A 17,579-nucleotide genomic window follows, 5' to 3' on the forward strand; every position below is an offset into this window, starting at 1 on the left:
AATACCCGAATAAACAAAATTCCTTAATTTTGTCACTCGAAATTTTTAAAAACACAACATAAATCAGATACTATGAGTGCATTTGACGTAGTTATTATAGGTTCAGGTCCCGGTGGTTATGTAGCGGCTATCCGTTGCGCACAGTTGGGAATGAAAACTGCCATTATCGAAAAATATTCAACCCTTGGAGGAACTTGTCTTAACGTAGGATGTATTCCTTCCAAAGCCATGTTAGCTTCTTCTCACCATTACGAAGAGTTACAGCATTTTGCCGATCACGGAATCGAAGTGACCGGAGAAGTAAAAGTAAACCTTCAGAAAATGATCGATCGTAAACAAGCGGTTGTGGATCAGACATCAGGCGGAGTGAAATATTTAATGGACAAAAACAACGTTACTGTATTCGAAGGAGTTGGGTCATTCGAAAATGCAACTACGGTTAATGTAACTAAAGCGGACGGTTCTGTAGAAAAATTGGAAGCTAAAAATGTAATCATTGCCACCGGCTCAAAACCATCGTCTTTGCCATTCATCAAAATCGATAAAGAAAGAATCATTACTTCTACCGAAGCTTTAAAATTACCGGAAGTACCTAAACACCTGGTAATTATTGGTGGTGGTGTTATCGGTTTAGAATTAGGTCAGGTATATTTACGATTAGGAGCTCAGGTTTCCGTTGTGGAATTCATGGACCGAATCATTCCGGGTATGGACGCAGCTTTATCGAAAGAATTAACCAAAGTCTTGAAAAAACAAGGCATGAAATTCTACACGTCTCACAAAGTACAAGCTGTTGACAGAGTAGGTGAAGGTGTTGTGGTTAAAGCCGAAAACGCAAAAGGAGAAATCATCACGCTAGAAGGAGATTACTCTTTGGTTTCTGTTGGTCGTCGTCCTTATACAGACGGTTTAAACGCTGATAAAGCCGGAGTAAAAGTTACCGAAAGAGGTCAGATTGAAGTAAACGATCATTTACAAACAACTGCTGCAAATATTTATGCGATTGGTGACGTAGTTCGTGGTGCCATGTTAGCACATAAAGCGGAAGAAGAAGGAGTTATGGTTGCTGAAATTTTAGCCGGACAAAAACCGCATATCGATTATAACTTAATTCCGGGTGTGGTTTACACTTGGCCGGAAGTGGCTGCCGTTGGTAAAACAGAAGAGCAATTGAAAGAAGCCGGTGTAGCTTATAAAGTGGGTAACTTCCCGTTCAAAGCCTTAGGTCGTGCCCGTGCCAGTGCGGATACAGACGGTTTCGTGAAAATTCTTGCCGATGCTAAAACGGATGAAGTTTTAGGAATCCACATGATTGGAGCACGTTCTGCCGATTTAATTGCCGAAGCGGTAACAGCAATGGAATTCAGAGCATCTGCAGAAGACATCTCAAGAATGTCGCACGCACACCCAACGTTTGCCGAAGCTATCAAAGAAGCGGCATTAGCAGCTACCGATAACAGAGCGTTACACGTGTAATCAAAATAAATTAAAATTAAAACCCGTCTTGTTGTGAAAAACGAGACGGGTTTCTTTTTTATATCTGACGACTGCAAAAAAACATCCAACTGTAAAATCACTAAAAACAGTGAGGCAATATCACTAAATTTAGTGACGGCTTAATTAGCGTATTATGTTTTAATTTGCGCTTTATCATCAATTTTAATAGTAATTAAGGGTTGGTTATTTTAATAGTAGTTAAATCAGTTTTAAAATTTAAATTATAGCTAAAAATGTACGTTTAGATATAATTATTACAATTTCAATTCTTTATCAGCCCTTAATTTTATTACTCCTTATTACTTTAAGAGTTAAGCTTTGAATAATTCTTTGTAACTTCCCCAATGTCTGTAAATTAAAAAAAGGTTTCCCAGAAACAAGAAGGCTCCGGCGCCAATATTGGCCGGATCTAAATTAAGATGAACCAATACAATATTTACTGATATCGGTAATAAAACCAAATTTGCCAAGCGTACGAACTTTCCGGAAATAAAAGCTATACCGCAAAGCAATTCCAATCCTTTTACAAGGTTCATTAAATAGCCGGAAGCCGCTAATCCTTCATTAAAAGTTTTAAGATCGCCTGTAATCTCAGGTTCCGGAAACAGTTTGAAAAAATAGGCGATTGAGGCAAATAGTAATAAAGCACCAATCAGAACTCTTACAATAATAGTTGCGATTTTCATAAGTATTCGTTTTTAAATGGTTAGCAAGCTAAATGTAAGAAAATAAATCAAATAATCGAGTTCATTTTCTAATTTTTTACTTGATTCTGGACGTTGTAATTTTTAAATCTGCGGTAGCCCAGCTTTTTGAAAGAAGTTGTTCCATTTCAGCTGCTTTCGCTTTATTGTGAAGTTTTTCATAGGCCAATTTCAATCCGTGATGTGCCCAACCGTTTTTCGGTAATCTTTTTAAATCTTCCTCGTAGGTTTTAATTGCATCTTCATAGTGGCCGGCTTCAATCTGAACGGCTCCCAAATGATGTCTTACGGAGAAAAACCAATCCGGCGGTTCATTATAATTTAAGCCGTCTTCAATGGCAACTGCTTTTTGTAAAAGAGTAATGCTTTGGGTATAATTTCTTTCCGATGCTAAGATCTCCGCTTTCAGAACTTTGGAGGCAATTTCAACTATAGAATGCATGGAGTTGATTTCCTAAATCGTCATTTTTTCAAGCGATTTGTCATTGGCTAAAACTTCCAAACGCATCATTTCGGCTTTGGCTTTTCGCAAATCGTTCTTGCCTAAATAAGCCATTCCTTTTGAGTAATGAGAGACAGCTTTTGGATATTTCAGCGTATCGGAAACCAATTTCATTTTCAGGATGTCATCCCATTTCCCGAATTTCACAGCCACATAATACGGAATCACATAATAGTGTTGAAGGGTGGACCAACCCGGCTCAATCATGTTTTTTGGATGCACATGATTTGCGGTTTCATTAGCGCCAATCATAGCCCATTTTGAATTACCTTCCAATGTAGCCGTACCCGCCATAAAATGATAATTGTGAGGGTAATAAGCCAGAGGGTAAGCGCCCTGAGCATGACACATCGTAACATAATTACTGTCGACTTTCACCGCGTTAATATTTGCCATTGTCCCTTTATGGTATTCCCCGGTCCGGATGTAAATATGAGACGGCATATGTACCAAATGCCCGAAAGAAGCCGCATATCCGTCATCAAAGAATTTAGCAGAGGCATTTGCCCGTTCCGGCGTAGTGGAGGCCTCAACCGCGTGAATGTAAAAATGGTTGGCACCGATATGTTTCGGGTCTTTTTTCAGGATTTTTTCCATCAAGGCAACGATTTCTGGTGTCCATTTTTTTGGTGTTCCGTTTTTCTCGTACAAATCCCACGGATGCAAATCCATGACAGATTCCGCATACAACGCATTGATATTGATGTCGTCCGGAAATTTAGCATTGACTTCTTTCATCGCTTTTGAATAGGCAATATCTAAACTGCTTCGGTCTTCAATTGCTTTTTCCACATAGCGTTTTGATAATGCGTTGATTAAGGCTTTCTCGCTTTCAGAAGCTTTGTTGCTCAGTTTCAAAGCAGTTTGTATGGCTTTATAGGCTCTCTCGTAATTGTCGGGTTCCATTCCGGCGTTGTAATTCGGACCTAATACATAAGCAAATCCCCAAAAACACATCGCGCATTCGGGGTCGAGTTTTGTGGCATAATAAAAGGAACGGGCAGCTTCGGCATGATTAAAACCATATGCTAATGCCAAGCCTTGGTTAAAATACTTTTGTGCCTCGGGATTTTTGGTGGTTATCGGATAATGAATCACATCCATGCCTTTGAATAACGGCGCTTTGTTATCCGAAGTATACCATTTCGCATCGACGGTTTGAGGTGCACAACTCATACTGTTTTTGCCAGCTACTGCTTCCTCTTTTTGTGGTGTTTCTTTTTTGCACGAAAAAAACAAGGGAAGTACAATCACCAATAGTAAAATGACTTTTTTCATGATGCTGATGTATTTGATTGAAAATCAATATAAAGTTACTTAAAATTGATGATTTGATTCTTCCTGAAGTAGTAATTTGGAGCGAATGGCTTGGGATTTATCAGGAATCCATGTTCCCGTTTTCCGTTGTATTTTTAGACCTGACAGGTTTCAAAAACCTGTCAGGTCTAAAAATGCCACTCCAACCGGGGCTACAGGAAAAACCATAGCATCTTTGTGATCTTGGTGAAAATCTTTGCGAACTTAGCAGTTAAACCGTACTTTTACCTTTTAAATAACACTATTTGAGAACTTCTGTTTTTAAGCATATTTCGGATCCGGATTCTTTCAAAGCACAATTATTGGGTTGGGCACAACAATTTCGCGAAGTCATTTTTCTCGACAGTAATGCCTATCCGCAGCAGTATGGAAGTTACGATGTCGTTCTGGCTGCGGATGCTTTCACATCCATCAAAACGGATTACCACAATGCTTTTGAAGATTTAAAACAATACCAGCAGCAAGCGAAAGACTGGTTGTTTGGTTATTTGTCGTACGATTTAAAAAATGATACCGAAGTTCTGAAATCCCAAAATTTTGACGGTTTGCATTTTCCGGACCTGTTTTTCTTTCAGCCAAAGAAGTTATTTCTGTTAAAAGACAATGAGCTGGAAATCTGTTATCTGAACATGTGTGATGATGAGATTGAGTACGATTTTCAAGAAATAGCAGAAAGTCAAAAGTCAGAAGTCAAAAGTTGTCCTTCTGTAAGTATCGAGCAACGCATTTCAAAAGAAAGTTATCTTGAAAAAGTAGGTGAAATGCTCAAACATATTCACCGCGGCGATATTTATGAGGCCAATTTCTGTATGGAATTTTTTGCACAAAATACCGAAATCAATCCGCTCTCGATTTATGAAAAGCTGAATGCGATTTCCGAACCGCCTTTTGCCACTTTCTTTAAAAACAATACCGATTATTTGTTATCGGCTTCCCCGGAACGTTATCTCCGAAAAGAAGGAACCAAAATAATTTCGCAACCCATTAAGGGAACGGCCAAAAGGGTTTTTGATGAGGAAATGGATGAAAAATCCAAATTGGAATTATCTCAAAACCCAAAAGAACGTTCGGAAAATATCATGATTGTCGATTTGGTTCGTAATGATTTATCGCACACCGCTACAAAAGGTTCGGTACAGGTGGAAGAATTATGCGGAATTTACACTTTCAAACAGGTGCATCAGATGATTTCCACCATAGTTTCTAAGGTTGACGAAGCGACTGCTCCCTTGGAAATCATAAAGACAACTTTTCCGATGGGAAGCATGACGGGAGCTCCCAAAATATCCGCAATGAAAATCATCGAAGAACTCGAAGAAACCAAACGCGGCTTATACAGTGGGGCAGTGGGTTATTTTACTCCGAATAGCGATTTCGATTTCAACGTGGTCATTCGCAGTATTTTGTATAATTCCAAAGAAAAATACGTTTCCTTTTCCGTAGGAAGCGCTATTACTGCCGAATCCAAACCGGAAAGTGAATACGAAGAATGTTTGCTGAAGGCGAGGGCGATGCGGGAAGTGTTGTCAGATAAATAAAATTAAATGTACGGTAAAAAAATATTTTTCGGAGTTTCATTGATTGGAGGGATACTGATTGTATTGATAGGTCTGAACCTTAAATTGAACGAAACCATTTCAGGAGGATTTACATTCAGTAAAAGTGGAAATATAGTGCATGGTACTATAAACGGTACTTCTGCAATTGTTTTGGGTTTTATAATTTTACTGTTTTCTCTTTGGACTTACCATGAATACAAAAAAGAAAAGTCAGATAGAGTAAATAGGGTTAATGATGAAAAAAAAGAAAAAATAAGGTTTATCATCAGAAATTCTAAAAGAGAATTAAATACTTATCTTTTTAACCGAAAAGAATTTAACAAAAAACACAATCTTAATCAATAGCAAAATTAAATTGTAAAATAGAAAATGCTTCAAAAACTACAAAATCATATCAATGAAAACTTTCCTTTTCTAAATGGGAAAAGGTTGCTTATTGCAGTAAGCGGTGGTATCGACAGTATGGTTTTGGTTCATTTGTTACATCATCTGAAATTGAATATTTCAGTAGCCCATTGCAATTTCAATTTGAGAAGTGGGGAGAGCGATGGTGATGAAACTTTTGTAAATTCAGAATGTAATCACTACAACATAAAATTATTTGTAAATCATTTTGAAACAAAAGAGTATGCCGATTTACATAAACTGTCCATTCAAGTGGCTGCACGCCAACTTCGGTACGATTGGTTTAACGAAGTATTGGAAAAAGAAGGGTTTGATTATGTACTGACTGCCCATCATCTCGATGATTCCATAGAGACTTTTCTAATCAATTTTACCAGGGGAACCGGGCTGGAAGGACTAACCGGAATTCCGCAACAGAATGGTAAAATCATTCGTCCCCTTTTGATTTTTTCAAGAAAGGAAATTGAAAACTATGCCAAGGAAAATGATATAAAATGGCGAGAAGACAGCAGTAATGCTTCCGACAAATACTTACGCAATACACTCCGCCATAACGTTATTCCGATTTTTAAAGAATTAAATCCTGGTTTTTCAGATGCTTTTCAACAGACATTGGAAAACCTGCAACAAGCTCATTCCATGGTAGATGACGCTTCCCGAATCGTATATCGGAAAGTGGTGGAGGATGTCAATTATCAGAAAAGAATCAACCTTACCGAATTAATGGTTTTACCGAATTATCAGGCGTATTTGTACCAATGGCTGAAACCTTTCGGATTTACGGCTTGGAATGATATCTACGATTTGGTGGCCGCACAATCTGGAAAACAGGTTTTTTCAGAACACTACCGATTGCTTAAAGACCGAAATGAGCTTATTTTAGCCGAAAAAAACGAGTTGGAGTCGGAAATTTTTCCTGTTTATGAAGATAAGGAGAATCTTAATGTTCCATTAAAAATAACGGTTTGTAACAAAGGTGACATTTCTTTGGAGCAGAAAGGCTGTATATTTGTTGATAAAGATACGTTAAAGTTTCCGCTGACATTTCGTAAATGGGAGGAAGGTGATTATTTTTACCCTTCCGGAATGAATGGAAAGAAAAAGCTGAGTAAGTATTTCAAAGACGAAAAATATTCGCTTATCGATAAGGAAAATGTCCGTATTTTATGTTCTGAAAATGAAGTCGTTTGGATAGTCGGAAAACGTGCCGACAGACGCTTCCTTGCAAATGAAACAACACAAACTATTATAAAAATTGAATTGAAGTAATGAGGAAATTATTCGCCCTACTGTTATTATCTTTAGCCTTTTCAACTGGTTATGCTCAAATATTAGATCCGGTAAAATGGAAAACTTCGGTGGAGAAGAAATCCGATACCGAAGTGGTTTTGATTTTTGATGCCGTTATCGAACACGAATGGCATATGTTTTCACAATTCACACCCGAAGGTGGTTCCCTGCCAACGGTTTTCCAGTTCAAAAATGCGAAAGGAAACTATGAATTAGTCGGAAAAACAAAGGAAAGTCCGTATAAAAAAGTCTACAGCGATATTTTTGAAGTAGACGAGTATATGTTTGAAAACAAAGCGCAATTCCGTCAGACGATAAAAGTTACCAATCCCAACGCAAAATCGGTTTCGGTTTACGTGGAATATCAGGTTTGTAAGGAATCGTGTATTCAGCAAGACAAAACTTTCGAAATCAAATTGCCGGCTTTAGCGGTGAAAGCTTCAGATGTTACTACAACAACGACTTCAGTTGATACTACTTCAACACAAGAAGAAGTGAAAACAGATACAGTAGCTTCATCGGAAACTAAAACAACAACTGCTGCAGCTTCTGAGAAACCGATTGGAAAACAAGAAGAGAAAAAAGGTTTGTTCATGATTTTCATTCTCGCTTTTTTCTCCGGATTCGCGGCCTTACTGACACCGTGCGTTTTCCCGATGATTCCGATGACCGTGAGTTTTTTTACGAAACAAAGCAAAACAAAAGCGGATGGAATTAAAAACGCAATTATTTATGGTGTTTCCATTATTCTTATCTACGTTTTATTGGGTTCTTTGGTTACCGCTGTTTTTGGTGCCGATGCCTTGAATGCTTTGTCAACCAACGTTTGGTTTAACATTATATTCTTTGTTTTATTAGTGGTTTTTGCGGCTTCGTTCTTAGGCGCGTTTGAAATCATGTTACCAAATTCCTGGGCAAATAAGGTGGACCGTCAAGCGGACAGAGGAGGGATAATCGGTATTTTGTTCATGGCTTTGGCCTTGGCAATCGTATCGTTTTCCTGTACCGGACCGATTGTGGGAACGTTATTGGTTGAAGCCGCTTCCAAAGGTGGAATAGCACCAATTGTTGGGATGTTAGGATTTTCATTGGCTTTGGCTTTACCGTTTATGTTGTTTGCAATGTTCCCGGGTTGGTTGAATTCACTGCCAAAATCCGGTGGCTGGTTAAATACGGTAAAAGTGGTTTTAGGATTCTTAGAATTGGCTTTAGCGTTTAAGTTTTTATCGAATGCCGACTTAGTGTTACAATTACATTTACTGGAAAGAGAAACATTCTTAGCGATTTGGATTACCATTTTCGGAACATTAGCCTATTATCTCTTCGGAAAAATTACCTTACCACATGATAGTCCGCTTTCACATATTTCAGTCGGTAGATTATCATTAGGCTTATTAGTTTTATCTTTTACCATTTACCTGATTCCGGGACTTTGGGGTGCGCCTTTAAAACTGATTTCCGGTTTCCCGCCACCAATGACGTATAGCGAAAGTCCGTATGGGGTGGGTAATTCAAAAGGAGGAGGAACTGCATCAGCACAAATTTTACCGGATGGCGCCCATTTAGGAGCCCACGATCTGATAGCTTTTGAAGATTATGAAAAAGGGATGGCGTATGCAAAATCGGTAAACAAACCCGTATTGTTGGATTTTACAGGATTTGCTTGTGTAAATTGTCGTAAAATGGAAGATTATGTATGGTCGAAACCGGAAGTACTTTCCCTTTTAAAAGATAAGGTAGTCCTGATTTCGTTATATGTAGACGATAAACGTGAATTGCCTGAAAACGAAAAATATACGTCAAAAGAAACCGGGAAAGAAATTAAAACCATCGGTAACAAATGGAGTGATTTTCAGATTACGAATTATAAAGCCAATGCACAACCGTATTATATCGTTTTGGATTCTGAAGGCAACCGATTGTCCGAGCCGGTTGGTTATACACCCGACGCAACCGAATACAAAACCTGGCTGGAAAACGGAATAGCCAAATTCAAAAAATAAAAAAAACGCCACTCAATCGAGTGGCGTTTTTTTATTTCAAAATATGCTGACTTAAAATCTGATATACTTCGTTGATGTTGTTGTCTTTTCCGAATTGTTTTTTAATCGGTAAACTTTCTCCGGTTACCCAGATTTTCAGTTCGGCATCCAAATCCAAAAGACCGGCGCTTTCTTTTGAGAACTTCTTAATACTTGAATAGGGAATGGACTGGTAATCCACTTTCGAACCCGTTAAGCCTTGTTTGTCTACCAAGATCAAACGTTTGTTAGTGAAAACAAAAGTATCGCGAACGATTTTGTATGCTTTCTCAATATGTTCCCCGTTAATTAAAATCGGTTGGAATTCCTGTGAAATTTTCTCGATGCTTACTTCCGAAGCATTCCCCATAATGGCGTTAAATAATCCCATAATTTTATGACGTATTAATAATTTCGATAAATTTATAAAAAAACGACGTATGACATTTAAAAAAGCCGCAGTAACTTTCAGTATAATTAGTTTTCTTTATTTTGGTACTCTGGTCTTTCTAAGTACCTATAAAATACAGAGTGTTGCCATTGATTTTTTACGCGAACTATTAACCATTCCTTTCCTGCTTGGACTTGCGGTTGTTTACATAATGACTCTGATTAAATGGATTCAAATGGATAAATTTTCTTTGAAATCTGACTATTTTTTAGCCATTTTAATTTTTACCGGAACAATTACTATGTTAAGTTTTGCAGAATGATTGGTTGATGTATTTAAACTGTGGCAGTAATTTTTTTTAATAGGAAGTTTATGAGAAAAATAATTTTAAGCTTATTGATATTTACATCTATATCTTGTAAATCTCAAACAATTTTTCCAATATATCAGATTGGTTCCGGAGATAAAAAAAATAATTTTTATTACAAGGACACTGAAAATTTTCAAGACCAATATGTTGGAAGTTGGTTATTTAATGATGGTACTACTTATTTAAAAGTAAAATTTATAAAGAAACTGAGATTTTTGGAAACAAGGCCAGGTGTTACTTTTTATAGAGATTATTTGATAGGTGAATATGAATATAAAGTGAACGGTGTTACTGTCGTAAATACACTTAATAATATTAATAATAATCACAGTGATATCCATAAGTATAATATGTATAGCTTAATGAGATATAAAATTAATCAGTTTCCCGAATGTGTTGGTTGTGATGTAACAAAAAGATTAGTTATGGTATTTCAAGAGCTTCCAAGTAGAAACCCTGATTGGGCAGCTGGAGCTCATTTTATTATTAGACGAGTTATGGAAGGTGGAGTTGAAAAGTTAAGAGTTCAATTTATTATGACAGATCCTGCAAGTGGTATACCAGCTGGATTGGGAGATGATTATCAGGGTTTTAGTTTGCCTTTTGGAGAATATACACTTGTTCGGGAATAAAGAATAGAAAAAGGCTATCTGGATTTTGTGATAGCCTTTTTCTATTGAACAGCAATTATATTTACTATTGCACAGTAATAATTAATTTGTGATTCTAATTCCGTACGTTTGTTTTTTATAAGTAAAATACTATATTTGATAAAATTTACACGCCATGTTAGTTAAAGTATTTGGAAGCGCCGTTTTTGGAGTCGACGCTACGACTGTTACCGTAGAAGTAAACGTAGATAAAGGAGTAGGCTACCACTTGGTAGGATTACCCGACAACGCCATAAAAGAAAGCAGTTATAGAATTGCTGCCGCATTAAAAAACAACGGTTATAATCTTCCTGTAAAAAAAATCACCATCAATATGGCGCCCGCCGATTTGAGAAAAGAAGGCTCTGCTTATGATTTAACTATTGCCATCGGAATTTTAGCGGCAACGGGTCAGATTAAATCGGAAGAAGTTGGAAAGTACATCATTATGGGAGAACTTTCCCTTGACGGAGGCATGCAACCCATAAAAGGGGCTTTGTCCATCGCGATCAAAGCCAAAGAAGAAGGATACAAAGGATTTTTTCTTCCGAAGGAAAACGTAAAAGAAGCGGCCATCGTTGCGGGTTTGGATGTTTACGGAGTGGAAAATGTATTGGAAGTCATTGATTTTTTTGAAGGGAAAGGAACGATAGAACCAACCGTAATCAATACCCGTGAGGAATTTTATAAAACCTTAGATTATCCCGAGTTTGATTTTGCGGAAGTACGTGGACAAGAATCCATAAAACGATGCATGGAAATCGCCGCCGCCGGAGGACATAATCTGATTCTCATCGGACCACCCGGTGCAGGGAAGACCATGTTAGCCAAACGATTGCCAAGTATTTTACCGCCAATGACGTTAAAAGAAGCATTGGAAACCACAAAAATTCACAGTGTCGCGGGTAAGGTAAAAGATACCGGATTGATGAATCAGCGACCGTTCCGAAGTCCGCATCACAATGCATCAAGTGCCGCTTTGGTTGGAGGAGGCAGCTATCCTCAACCGGGAGAAATTTCATTAGCACATAACGGAGTTTTGTTTTTGGATGAACTACCCGAATTTAAACGTGAAGTTCTCGAAGTCATGCGCCAGCCTTTGGAAGACAGGGAAGTAACGATTTCCAGAGCGAAGTTTACGATTACTTATCCTTCGTCGTTTATGTTGGTGGCGAGTATGAATCCGAGTCCGGGCGGGTATTTCAATGATCCCGATGCGCCGGTTAGTTCTTCTCCGGCAGAAATGCAGCGCTATTTGAGTAAAATTTCCGGTCCTTTATTGGATCGAATCGACATTCACATCGAAGTGACTCCGGTTCCTTTTGAAAAATTATCGGATACGCGAAATGGGGAGAGCAGTGTTGAAATCCGAAAAAGGGTAACGAAAGCAAGGGAAATTCAGTCGGCGCGATTCGAGAGTTTTGAACATATTCATTACAATGCGCAAATGAGTTCCAAACAAATTAGGGAACATTGTGCTTTGGATGAAACGTCACTTCAGTTATTAAAAACGGCTATGGAACGGCTGAATCTTTCCGCCCGTGCGTATGACCGAATTCTCAAAGTTTCAAGAACCATTGCCGATTTGGAGGGCGCAGAGAAAGTAGGGGCCAATCATATTTCGGAAGCCATTCAATACCGAAGTCTGGACAGGGATGGTTGGTTGGGATAAATCAGTAATCAGTTCGCAGATTTCAGTTGGCAGTATAAAAAAATCGGGAAGCTTCCCGATTTTTTTATAATTCTTCAGCAAAAGTATCACCTTGCCTTATGTCGCCAGTTTTGTAGCCTCTCATGAACCATTTCATTCGTTGTTCCGAACTTCCGTGCGTAAACGATTCCTGGTTGACTTGTCCCTGCATTTTGGTTTGAATTGCATCATCACCTACCGCATGAGCGGCACTTAATGCTTCTTCTATATCGCCTTCTTCTAAAAATTGTTTATTGTGGTAAGCCCAAAGTCCGGCATAGAAATCGGCCTGTAATTCCAAACAAACGGATAGTTTATTGGCTTCCGCTTCACTTTTACCGGCTTGCAACTGACGTACTTTTCCCGAGGTTCCCAATAACGTTTGTACATGATGACCTACTTCGTGTGCCATAACATAGGCAATCGCAAAATCACCGCCTTTGGCTCCGAAACGGGTTCGCAGTTCTTCGAAAAAAGCCATGTCCATGTAAACTTTTTTATCGGCCGGGCAATAAAAAGGTCCGGATGCGGATGTTGCCCCCCCACAAGCGGTTTGCACCTGACCTGTGAATAAAACCATTTTCGGTTTTTCATAAGTCATCCCGTTTTCTTCGAATATCTTGACCCAGGTATCTTCCATGAAGGCGAAATTGGTTTTAACAAATTTTCCAATTTCAATTTCTTCCGCAGTAAGTTCTCTTTGTTCGGTTGGTTGTTGTTGCCCTTGTTGCATCTGCTCCAGAATAGGGGTCAGTTGCTGTGCATTTTCACCTCCAAATAGGTTAAGCAATAAAACGATAATACCGATAATTCCGCCACCAACGGCCACTTGTCCGCCGGAAATACCTCTTCGGTCTTCCACATTATCACTTTCTCTGTTTCCTCTCCATTTCATAATTAAACAGTTTTAAATTAGAATTCGTTAAGGATAATAATTATTCTTCAAAACCTATGCTGTTTTTGTAAATAGCATAATACATAGAATAAAGGTAAGGCAATGTGAAGAAAATACCTAAACAAAAGGCGATTAATCCCAGAAAGACCCCAATGATTGCAAGCAGTAAAGCCAGAAAAATTATCAGAGGCTGCTTGGTTACTACCATTATACTGTTTACAATGGCGTCAACTGCATTTAATCGGCCAAAAACAATCAGTGGAATCGTTAGACACGACAGAAATCCAATAACATAGTTTAGTATTGTACCGACAAATTCCAGATGAAGCATTTGAAAACCAACAGCGATACCACTTGTAAACAAAGCAATTATAAACGATGACAACATCAAATCCTTGAGGTATGCTGCTTTGTAACAATCAAAAATATTTGAAAAAGAAACTTCGTCTTTGGTTTCGACATCGTGCGCAATTTTGATTAAACCTGCCGTAAAAGGAGCAAAAAACATCGCAAAAAAAGCGGAAGCTCCTATATACATTGCAATTTGCATCGGAGTGAAGGTATTAAAATCCAGTACAAATTGCTCTTGTTTAAAATTTTCAAAATCTACAAAATAGCTCATGCCGTAGATTGCTGCAATCATTAGTGTCAAGATGACGATTGTTAATGCTAATCCAGCCAGTAATGCTATTTTTTTATAGTTTTCGAAACTTTCGTTGATTAAATTTCCTAAGTCAAGTTCAAAACCGTTTTGTCTTATTTCAGAAAGACGTTTGTTGATGTGATTCATTGTATAATTATAGGTTATTGAGTATTAAATTCCGAATCGGAATCCCATGTAAATATCAGCTTGTTTGGAATTGTTAAGCGCAGCGGTTACGATGGAACCGGAACCTAAAAAGAAGCCACCCAATCGGAAACCGAAACCGGTGGTAAAACCGGAGACTTCATTGTCGGATAATGGCATATACAATTCATAATTTTTACCAGCAAAACGGGGAGTTACCGTTATGATGTTCTGAATTGTTGTAAAGTCGTTCTGACTGTCATCGGATAATTTTTGCTGTGTGTAGGCAGAAACATACCATTTATTATGGATTCTATAATCTGCATACAAATTGATAACGGCAGGAAGTTTCACTTTAAAATCTCCGTTTGAGGACTCTTTGGTCAGGTAACCTTCATCAATAAGTAACTGTTCGATATCTTTTACACTATCAGTCCCTTCAAAATCACCCAAATTTAAAGGATTCGTTGTAGGGATGTTTAATTGATAATTGGATGAGCTGTTATTATCATCTTTAAAAGTCATCGTGCCCATGTTTCGGAATGAAAACCCAACATTCAGTTTGTATTCGTCAACTCTTCTGGTTTCATTCGCAGTTTCCACCGGATTCACATCCTCCCTTGTGGGAGCCATGTTGTCTTTTAATTGATAGTTGAAGCCAAAATCGGCACCAATTCCACTCAAACCTCCGGCAAATAACTTAGTGTAATTGGAATTGTCTTCATAGCTTTCGGCTAAAGAACCTGAATAAGAGAAATTCACATTTGCATAAGCGTTGTATAAGTAAACATCTCCTGTAACGGGATCATTTGTCACTTCTCCCTGTAACTTGTCGATACCCATATTCATATACGAACCCGGGAAAAGCAATTTTAATGTTGCTCCGCCGCTGAATTTGTGAGTGTCGTTTTCAAAGATATTTCTGGCTGCGGAAAGATTGATTTCACCCCAGGAAGCAGCATTCATTCGTTGATTGTATTGTGAATTAATTTGTGCGGTTCCCAAAAAAGAATTGGTTACGGCATTCCCGAAATTCACATCAACATCTGTGGCATTCGCTTTAATGTTTCCGGCTGAGGCCAGTGCAAAAGCCCATTTCTTGTATTTCATGGCAACCGATGGCCCCTGAATCAGTACATCCAATCGCATGCTTGTTGGGTCAGAACCTGTAAAGATTTTCTCTTCCAGGTTTTCCCCTTTCATGATATCGTTAAATTTTATTTTATTGTTGGACACATTGACACTGGTATTAAAAACATTAACGTCAAACTTTCTTGACATATTTGTTAATTCCGCAGGGTTAATGGACGCATTCAGTAAACCGGCTCTCTTGGAAATATTAATTCCGGAGAAGTGTTCCTGAGAAAAGCCGTTTAATGTCATTAATGAGCAACATAGGAGTAATACTTTCTTCATACAACTGAAATTAAGGATTAGAACTTTAAATTAAAGAAAAATTATACACTTTTCCAAATCACGTCATTTGGAACAGGAGCAATAATTTCCATTTGTTCTTTGGTTACCGGATGTGTAAATACCAATTTTCGGGAATGCAGATGAATTCCGCCATCTTGATTGCTTCGGTCGAAACCATATTTCAAATCCCCTTTAATAGGGCTACCGATGGCCGAAAGCTGGCTACGAATCTGATGATGTCTTCCCGTATGCAGGTTAATTTCCAATACAAAATAATTGTCCAGTTTCTTAATGATTTTATAATCCAGACTGGCTTTTTTGCTTTCCGGAACTTCTTTTACATGGGCTTTTGAGGTATTGTTTTTCGGATTGCGTTTCAGAAAATGGATTAGTACATCTTCTGTTTTAGGCGGTTGGTTTTTCACCACTGCCCAATAGGTTTTCTGAGTTTCCCGATTACTGAACATTTCATTCAGGCGGGTCAAAGCTTTTGAGGTCTTGGCGAAAACCACAATTCCGGTTGTAGGGCGGTCCAAACGATGTACCACACCTAAAAAAACATCACCTGGTTTGTTGTATTTTTCTTTGATATATTCCTTAACAACGTCGCTAAGCGGTTTGTCGCCGGTTTTATCTCCCTGGACAATATCGCCTACACGCTTATTGATGACAATGATATGATTGTCTTCATGAAGTATTTGAAGGTTGTCTTTTGTAGAAATTATTTTCATTTAGACTGCTTAGATTTTTTGACTGACTTAGACCACTTAGATTTTTAATGTAGAACGAAATTTTGAAATCATTTTTATTATTTCATTAAGTTGATTGGATAAGAAAACTAATTTTTCTGAATCAATAAAACCTAAATCGGAAGCAATTATAAGTTGTGTTTCAACTTCATAAGCAGAACCTATGGCAATTTCTAAAAATCTTGAAAAATCTTTATTTGAATTTCGGGAAGAACCTTCAGCGATATTTGAAGGAATAGAAACAGATGCTCTTCTTAATTGGTTTATAAGACCAAATTTTTCTTCATTTGGGAAAGAGGATGTAATGGAATAAATGTCGGAACAAAACAGCCTGCTTTTTTTCCAAATTCCCAATTCTTTAAATTGATGCATATAAATTCAGCGTGTAAAAAATCTAAAAATCTAATATTCTAACAGTCTAAGAAGTCTAAGTTAGTCAGACTAGTATTGCTCATTCGCATTAGGAAAATCAACCGCTTTCACATCATCAACATATTGACCGATGGCTTTGGTCATGTCTTCGTAAAGATTCATATAACGTCTTAAGAAACGCGGACTGAATTCGTGCGTCATTCCAATCATGTCATGCAATACCAAAACCTGTCCGTCAACACCACTTCCGGCACCAATACCAATAACCGGAATCGAGATGCTTTCGGCCACTTTTTTAGCCAGTGCGGATGGGATTTTTTCCAAAACCAAGGCAAAACACCCGATTTTTTCCAACATTTTGGCATCATCCAATAATTTTTCAGCTTCAGCCTCTTCTTTGGCTCGAACGGTATAAGTTCCGAATTTATAAATGGATTGCGGCGTTAAACCCAAATGTCCCATAACGGGAATTCCGGCGTTTAATATTTTCTTGATGGAATCTTTGATTTCGCTTCCGCCTTCCAATTTCACGGCATGTCCACCGCTTTCTTTCATGATTCGGATGGAAGAACGCAAGGCTTCTTTCGAATCGGATTGATAACTTCCGAAAGGTAAATCCACCACAACCAAAGCTCTTTCTGCCGCTCTGACCACACTTGAAGCATGGTAAATCATCTGATCCAAAGTGATGGGAAGCGTAGTTTCGTGTCCGGCCATTACATTACTGGCAGAATCACCCACTAAAATCACGTCAACACCTGAAGCGTCAACAATTTTTGCCATAGTATAATCATAAGCGGTAAGCATTGAGATTTTCTCTCCGTTTGCTTTCATTTCGATTAAAGACTTTGTGGTAATTCTTTTGTAATCTTTTTTGGCTACTGACATATTTTTTAAAGTTAGATGTTAGAAATTGAAAGTTAGTAGTGCTGAATTGACTTTTAACTGCCTTTTTCTGCTGAAA

Annotated in this window: 18 protein-coding genes; 8 read left to right on the forward strand and 10 right to left on the reverse strand. The window is 38.0% G+C overall.

Going from position 1 to position 17,579, the window contains the following annotated elements; all coding sequences use genetic code 11:
• Window positions 1-72: 72 nt before the first annotated feature.
• On the forward strand, window positions 73-1,476 hold the full coding sequence (gene lpdA, locus BLQ05_RS05145; RefSeq protein WP_023576636.1) for a dihydrolipoyl dehydrogenase: 1,404 nt from the start codon (window positions 73-75) through the stop codon (window positions 1,474-1,476).
• Between the two features lie 332 nt (window positions 1,477-1,808).
• Here the strand turns inward: lpdA and BLQ05_RS05150 are convergent, their stop codons facing one another.
• The 3 genes from BLQ05_RS05150 to BLQ05_RS05155 form a co-directional block, all read right to left on the reverse strand.
• Window positions 1,809-2,183 (reverse strand): DoxX family membrane protein, encoded by a 375-nt coding sequence (locus tag BLQ05_RS05150; protein ID WP_023576637.1) that lies wholly within the window; start codon window positions 2,181-2,183, stop codon window positions 1,809-1,811.
• A gap of 76 nt (window positions 2,184-2,259) precedes the next feature.
• A complete protein-coding gene (locus tag BLQ05_RS13820; protein WP_023576638.1) occupies window positions 2,260-2,643 on the reverse strand; it encodes a tetratricopeptide repeat protein in 384 nt (127 codons plus the stop codon).
• A gap of 12 nt (window positions 2,644-2,655) precedes the next feature.
• Window positions 2,656-3,981: a tetratricopeptide repeat protein gene (locus BLQ05_RS05155; protein WP_023576639.1), complete on the reverse strand. Its 1,326-nt coding sequence runs from the start codon at window positions 3,979-3,981 to the stop codon at window positions 2,656-2,658.
• A 284-nt stretch (window positions 3,982-4,265) separates the two neighbouring features.
• Between BLQ05_RS05155 and BLQ05_RS05165 the strand changes: the two genes are divergently transcribed.
• From BLQ05_RS05165 to BLQ05_RS05180, 4 genes are read left to right on the forward strand one after another with little or no spacing between them, the layout of a single operon-like run.
• Window positions 4,266-5,558, forward strand: a complete 1,293-nt coding sequence (locus tag BLQ05_RS05165; protein ID WP_023576641.1) for an anthranilate synthase component I family protein — start codon at window positions 4,266-4,268, stop codon at window positions 5,556-5,558.
• A 6-nt stretch (window positions 5,559-5,564) separates the two neighbouring features.
• Window positions 5,565-5,924: a hypothetical protein gene (locus BLQ05_RS05170; RefSeq protein ID WP_023576642.1), complete on the forward strand. Its 360-nt coding sequence runs from the start codon at window positions 5,565-5,567 to the stop codon at window positions 5,922-5,924.
• Window positions 5,925-5,948: 24 nt separating this feature from the next.
• A complete protein-coding gene (tilS, locus tag BLQ05_RS05175; RefSeq protein WP_023576643.1) occupies window positions 5,949-7,253 on the forward strand; it encodes a tRNA lysidine(34) synthetase TilS in 1,305 nt (434 codons plus the stop codon).
• The gene (locus BLQ05_RS05180) at window positions 7,253-9,277 is read left to right on the forward strand and encodes a protein-disulfide reductase DsbD family protein (protein WP_035654579.1); all 2,025 of its coding nucleotides are present in this window, start codon (window positions 7,253-7,255) and stop codon (window positions 9,275-9,277) included. Before tilS ends, BLQ05_RS05180 begins: the two co-directional genes overlap by 1 nt.
• 31 nt (window positions 9,278-9,308) lie before the next feature.
• Here the strand turns inward: BLQ05_RS05180 and BLQ05_RS05185 are convergent, their stop codons facing one another.
• Window positions 9,309-9,686: a PH domain-containing protein gene (locus tag BLQ05_RS05185; protein WP_023576645.1), complete on the reverse strand. Its 378-nt coding sequence runs from the start codon at window positions 9,684-9,686 to the stop codon at window positions 9,309-9,311.
• Window positions 9,687-9,735: 49 nt separating this feature from the next.
• Here BLQ05_RS05185 and BLQ05_RS05190 point away from each other — a divergent pair, with 49 nt between their 5' ends.
• From BLQ05_RS05190 to BLQ05_RS05200, 3 genes are all read left to right on the forward strand, one after another.
• Window positions 9,736-10,008 carry a hypothetical protein gene (locus BLQ05_RS05190; RefSeq protein WP_023576646.1) on the forward strand — a complete coding sequence of 91 codons (273 nt, stop codon included), beginning with the start codon at window positions 9,736-9,738 and terminating at the stop codon, window positions 10,006-10,008.
• 50 nt (window positions 10,009-10,058) lie between these two features.
• Window positions 10,059-10,688, forward strand: coding sequence for a DUF6705 family protein (locus BLQ05_RS05195; RefSeq protein WP_023576647.1), 630 nt, complete (start codon window positions 10,059-10,061; stop codon window positions 10,686-10,688).
• A gap of 154 nt (window positions 10,689-10,842) precedes the next feature.
• On the forward strand, window positions 10,843-12,378 hold the full coding sequence (locus BLQ05_RS05200) for a YifB family Mg chelatase-like AAA ATPase (RefSeq protein WP_023576648.1): 1,536 nt from the start codon (window positions 10,843-10,845) through the stop codon (window positions 12,376-12,378).
• Between the two features lie 64 nt (window positions 12,379-12,442).
• Here the strand turns inward: BLQ05_RS05200 and ypfJ are convergent, their stop codons facing one another.
• The 6 genes from ypfJ to panB all read right to left on the reverse strand — a co-directional run bounded on the left by ypfJ (window position 12,443) and on the right by panB (window position 17,503).
• Window positions 12,443-13,291 (reverse strand): KPN_02809 family neutral zinc metallopeptidase, encoded by an 849-nt coding sequence (gene ypfJ, locus BLQ05_RS05205; protein ID WP_023576649.1) that lies wholly within the window; start codon window positions 13,289-13,291, stop codon window positions 12,443-12,445.
• A 40-nt stretch (window positions 13,292-13,331) separates the two neighbouring features.
• Window positions 13,332-14,081, reverse strand: coding sequence for a DUF2189 domain-containing protein (locus BLQ05_RS05210; protein ID WP_023576650.1), 750 nt, complete (start codon window positions 14,079-14,081; stop codon window positions 13,332-13,334).
• Between the two features lie 24 nt (window positions 14,082-14,105).
• On the reverse strand, window positions 14,106-15,494 hold the full coding sequence (locus tag BLQ05_RS05215; RefSeq protein ID WP_035654581.1) for a DUF5723 family protein: 1,389 nt from the start codon (window positions 15,492-15,494) through the stop codon (window positions 14,106-14,108).
• 41 nt (window positions 15,495-15,535) lie between these two features.
• Window positions 15,536-16,225, reverse strand: coding sequence for an RluA family pseudouridine synthase (locus tag BLQ05_RS05220; protein WP_023576652.1), 690 nt, complete (start codon window positions 16,223-16,225; stop codon window positions 15,536-15,538).
• Between the two features lie 36 nt (window positions 16,226-16,261).
• Window positions 16,262-16,615, reverse strand: a complete 354-nt coding sequence (locus BLQ05_RS05225; RefSeq protein WP_023576653.1) for a four helix bundle protein — start codon at window positions 16,613-16,615, stop codon at window positions 16,262-16,264.
• Between the two features lie 69 nt (window positions 16,616-16,684).
• Window positions 16,685-17,503 (reverse strand): 3-methyl-2-oxobutanoate hydroxymethyltransferase, encoded by an 819-nt coding sequence (panB, locus tag BLQ05_RS05230; protein ID WP_023576654.1) that lies wholly within the window; start codon window positions 17,501-17,503, stop codon window positions 16,685-16,687.
• Window positions 17,504-17,579 lie beyond the last annotated feature (76 nt).

Origin of the sequence: Flavobacterium saliperosum (assembly GCF_900100625.1) — a bacterium.
Taxonomy (GTDB): domain Bacteria; phylum Bacteroidota; class Bacteroidia; order Flavobacteriales; family Flavobacteriaceae; genus Flavobacterium; species Flavobacterium saliperosum.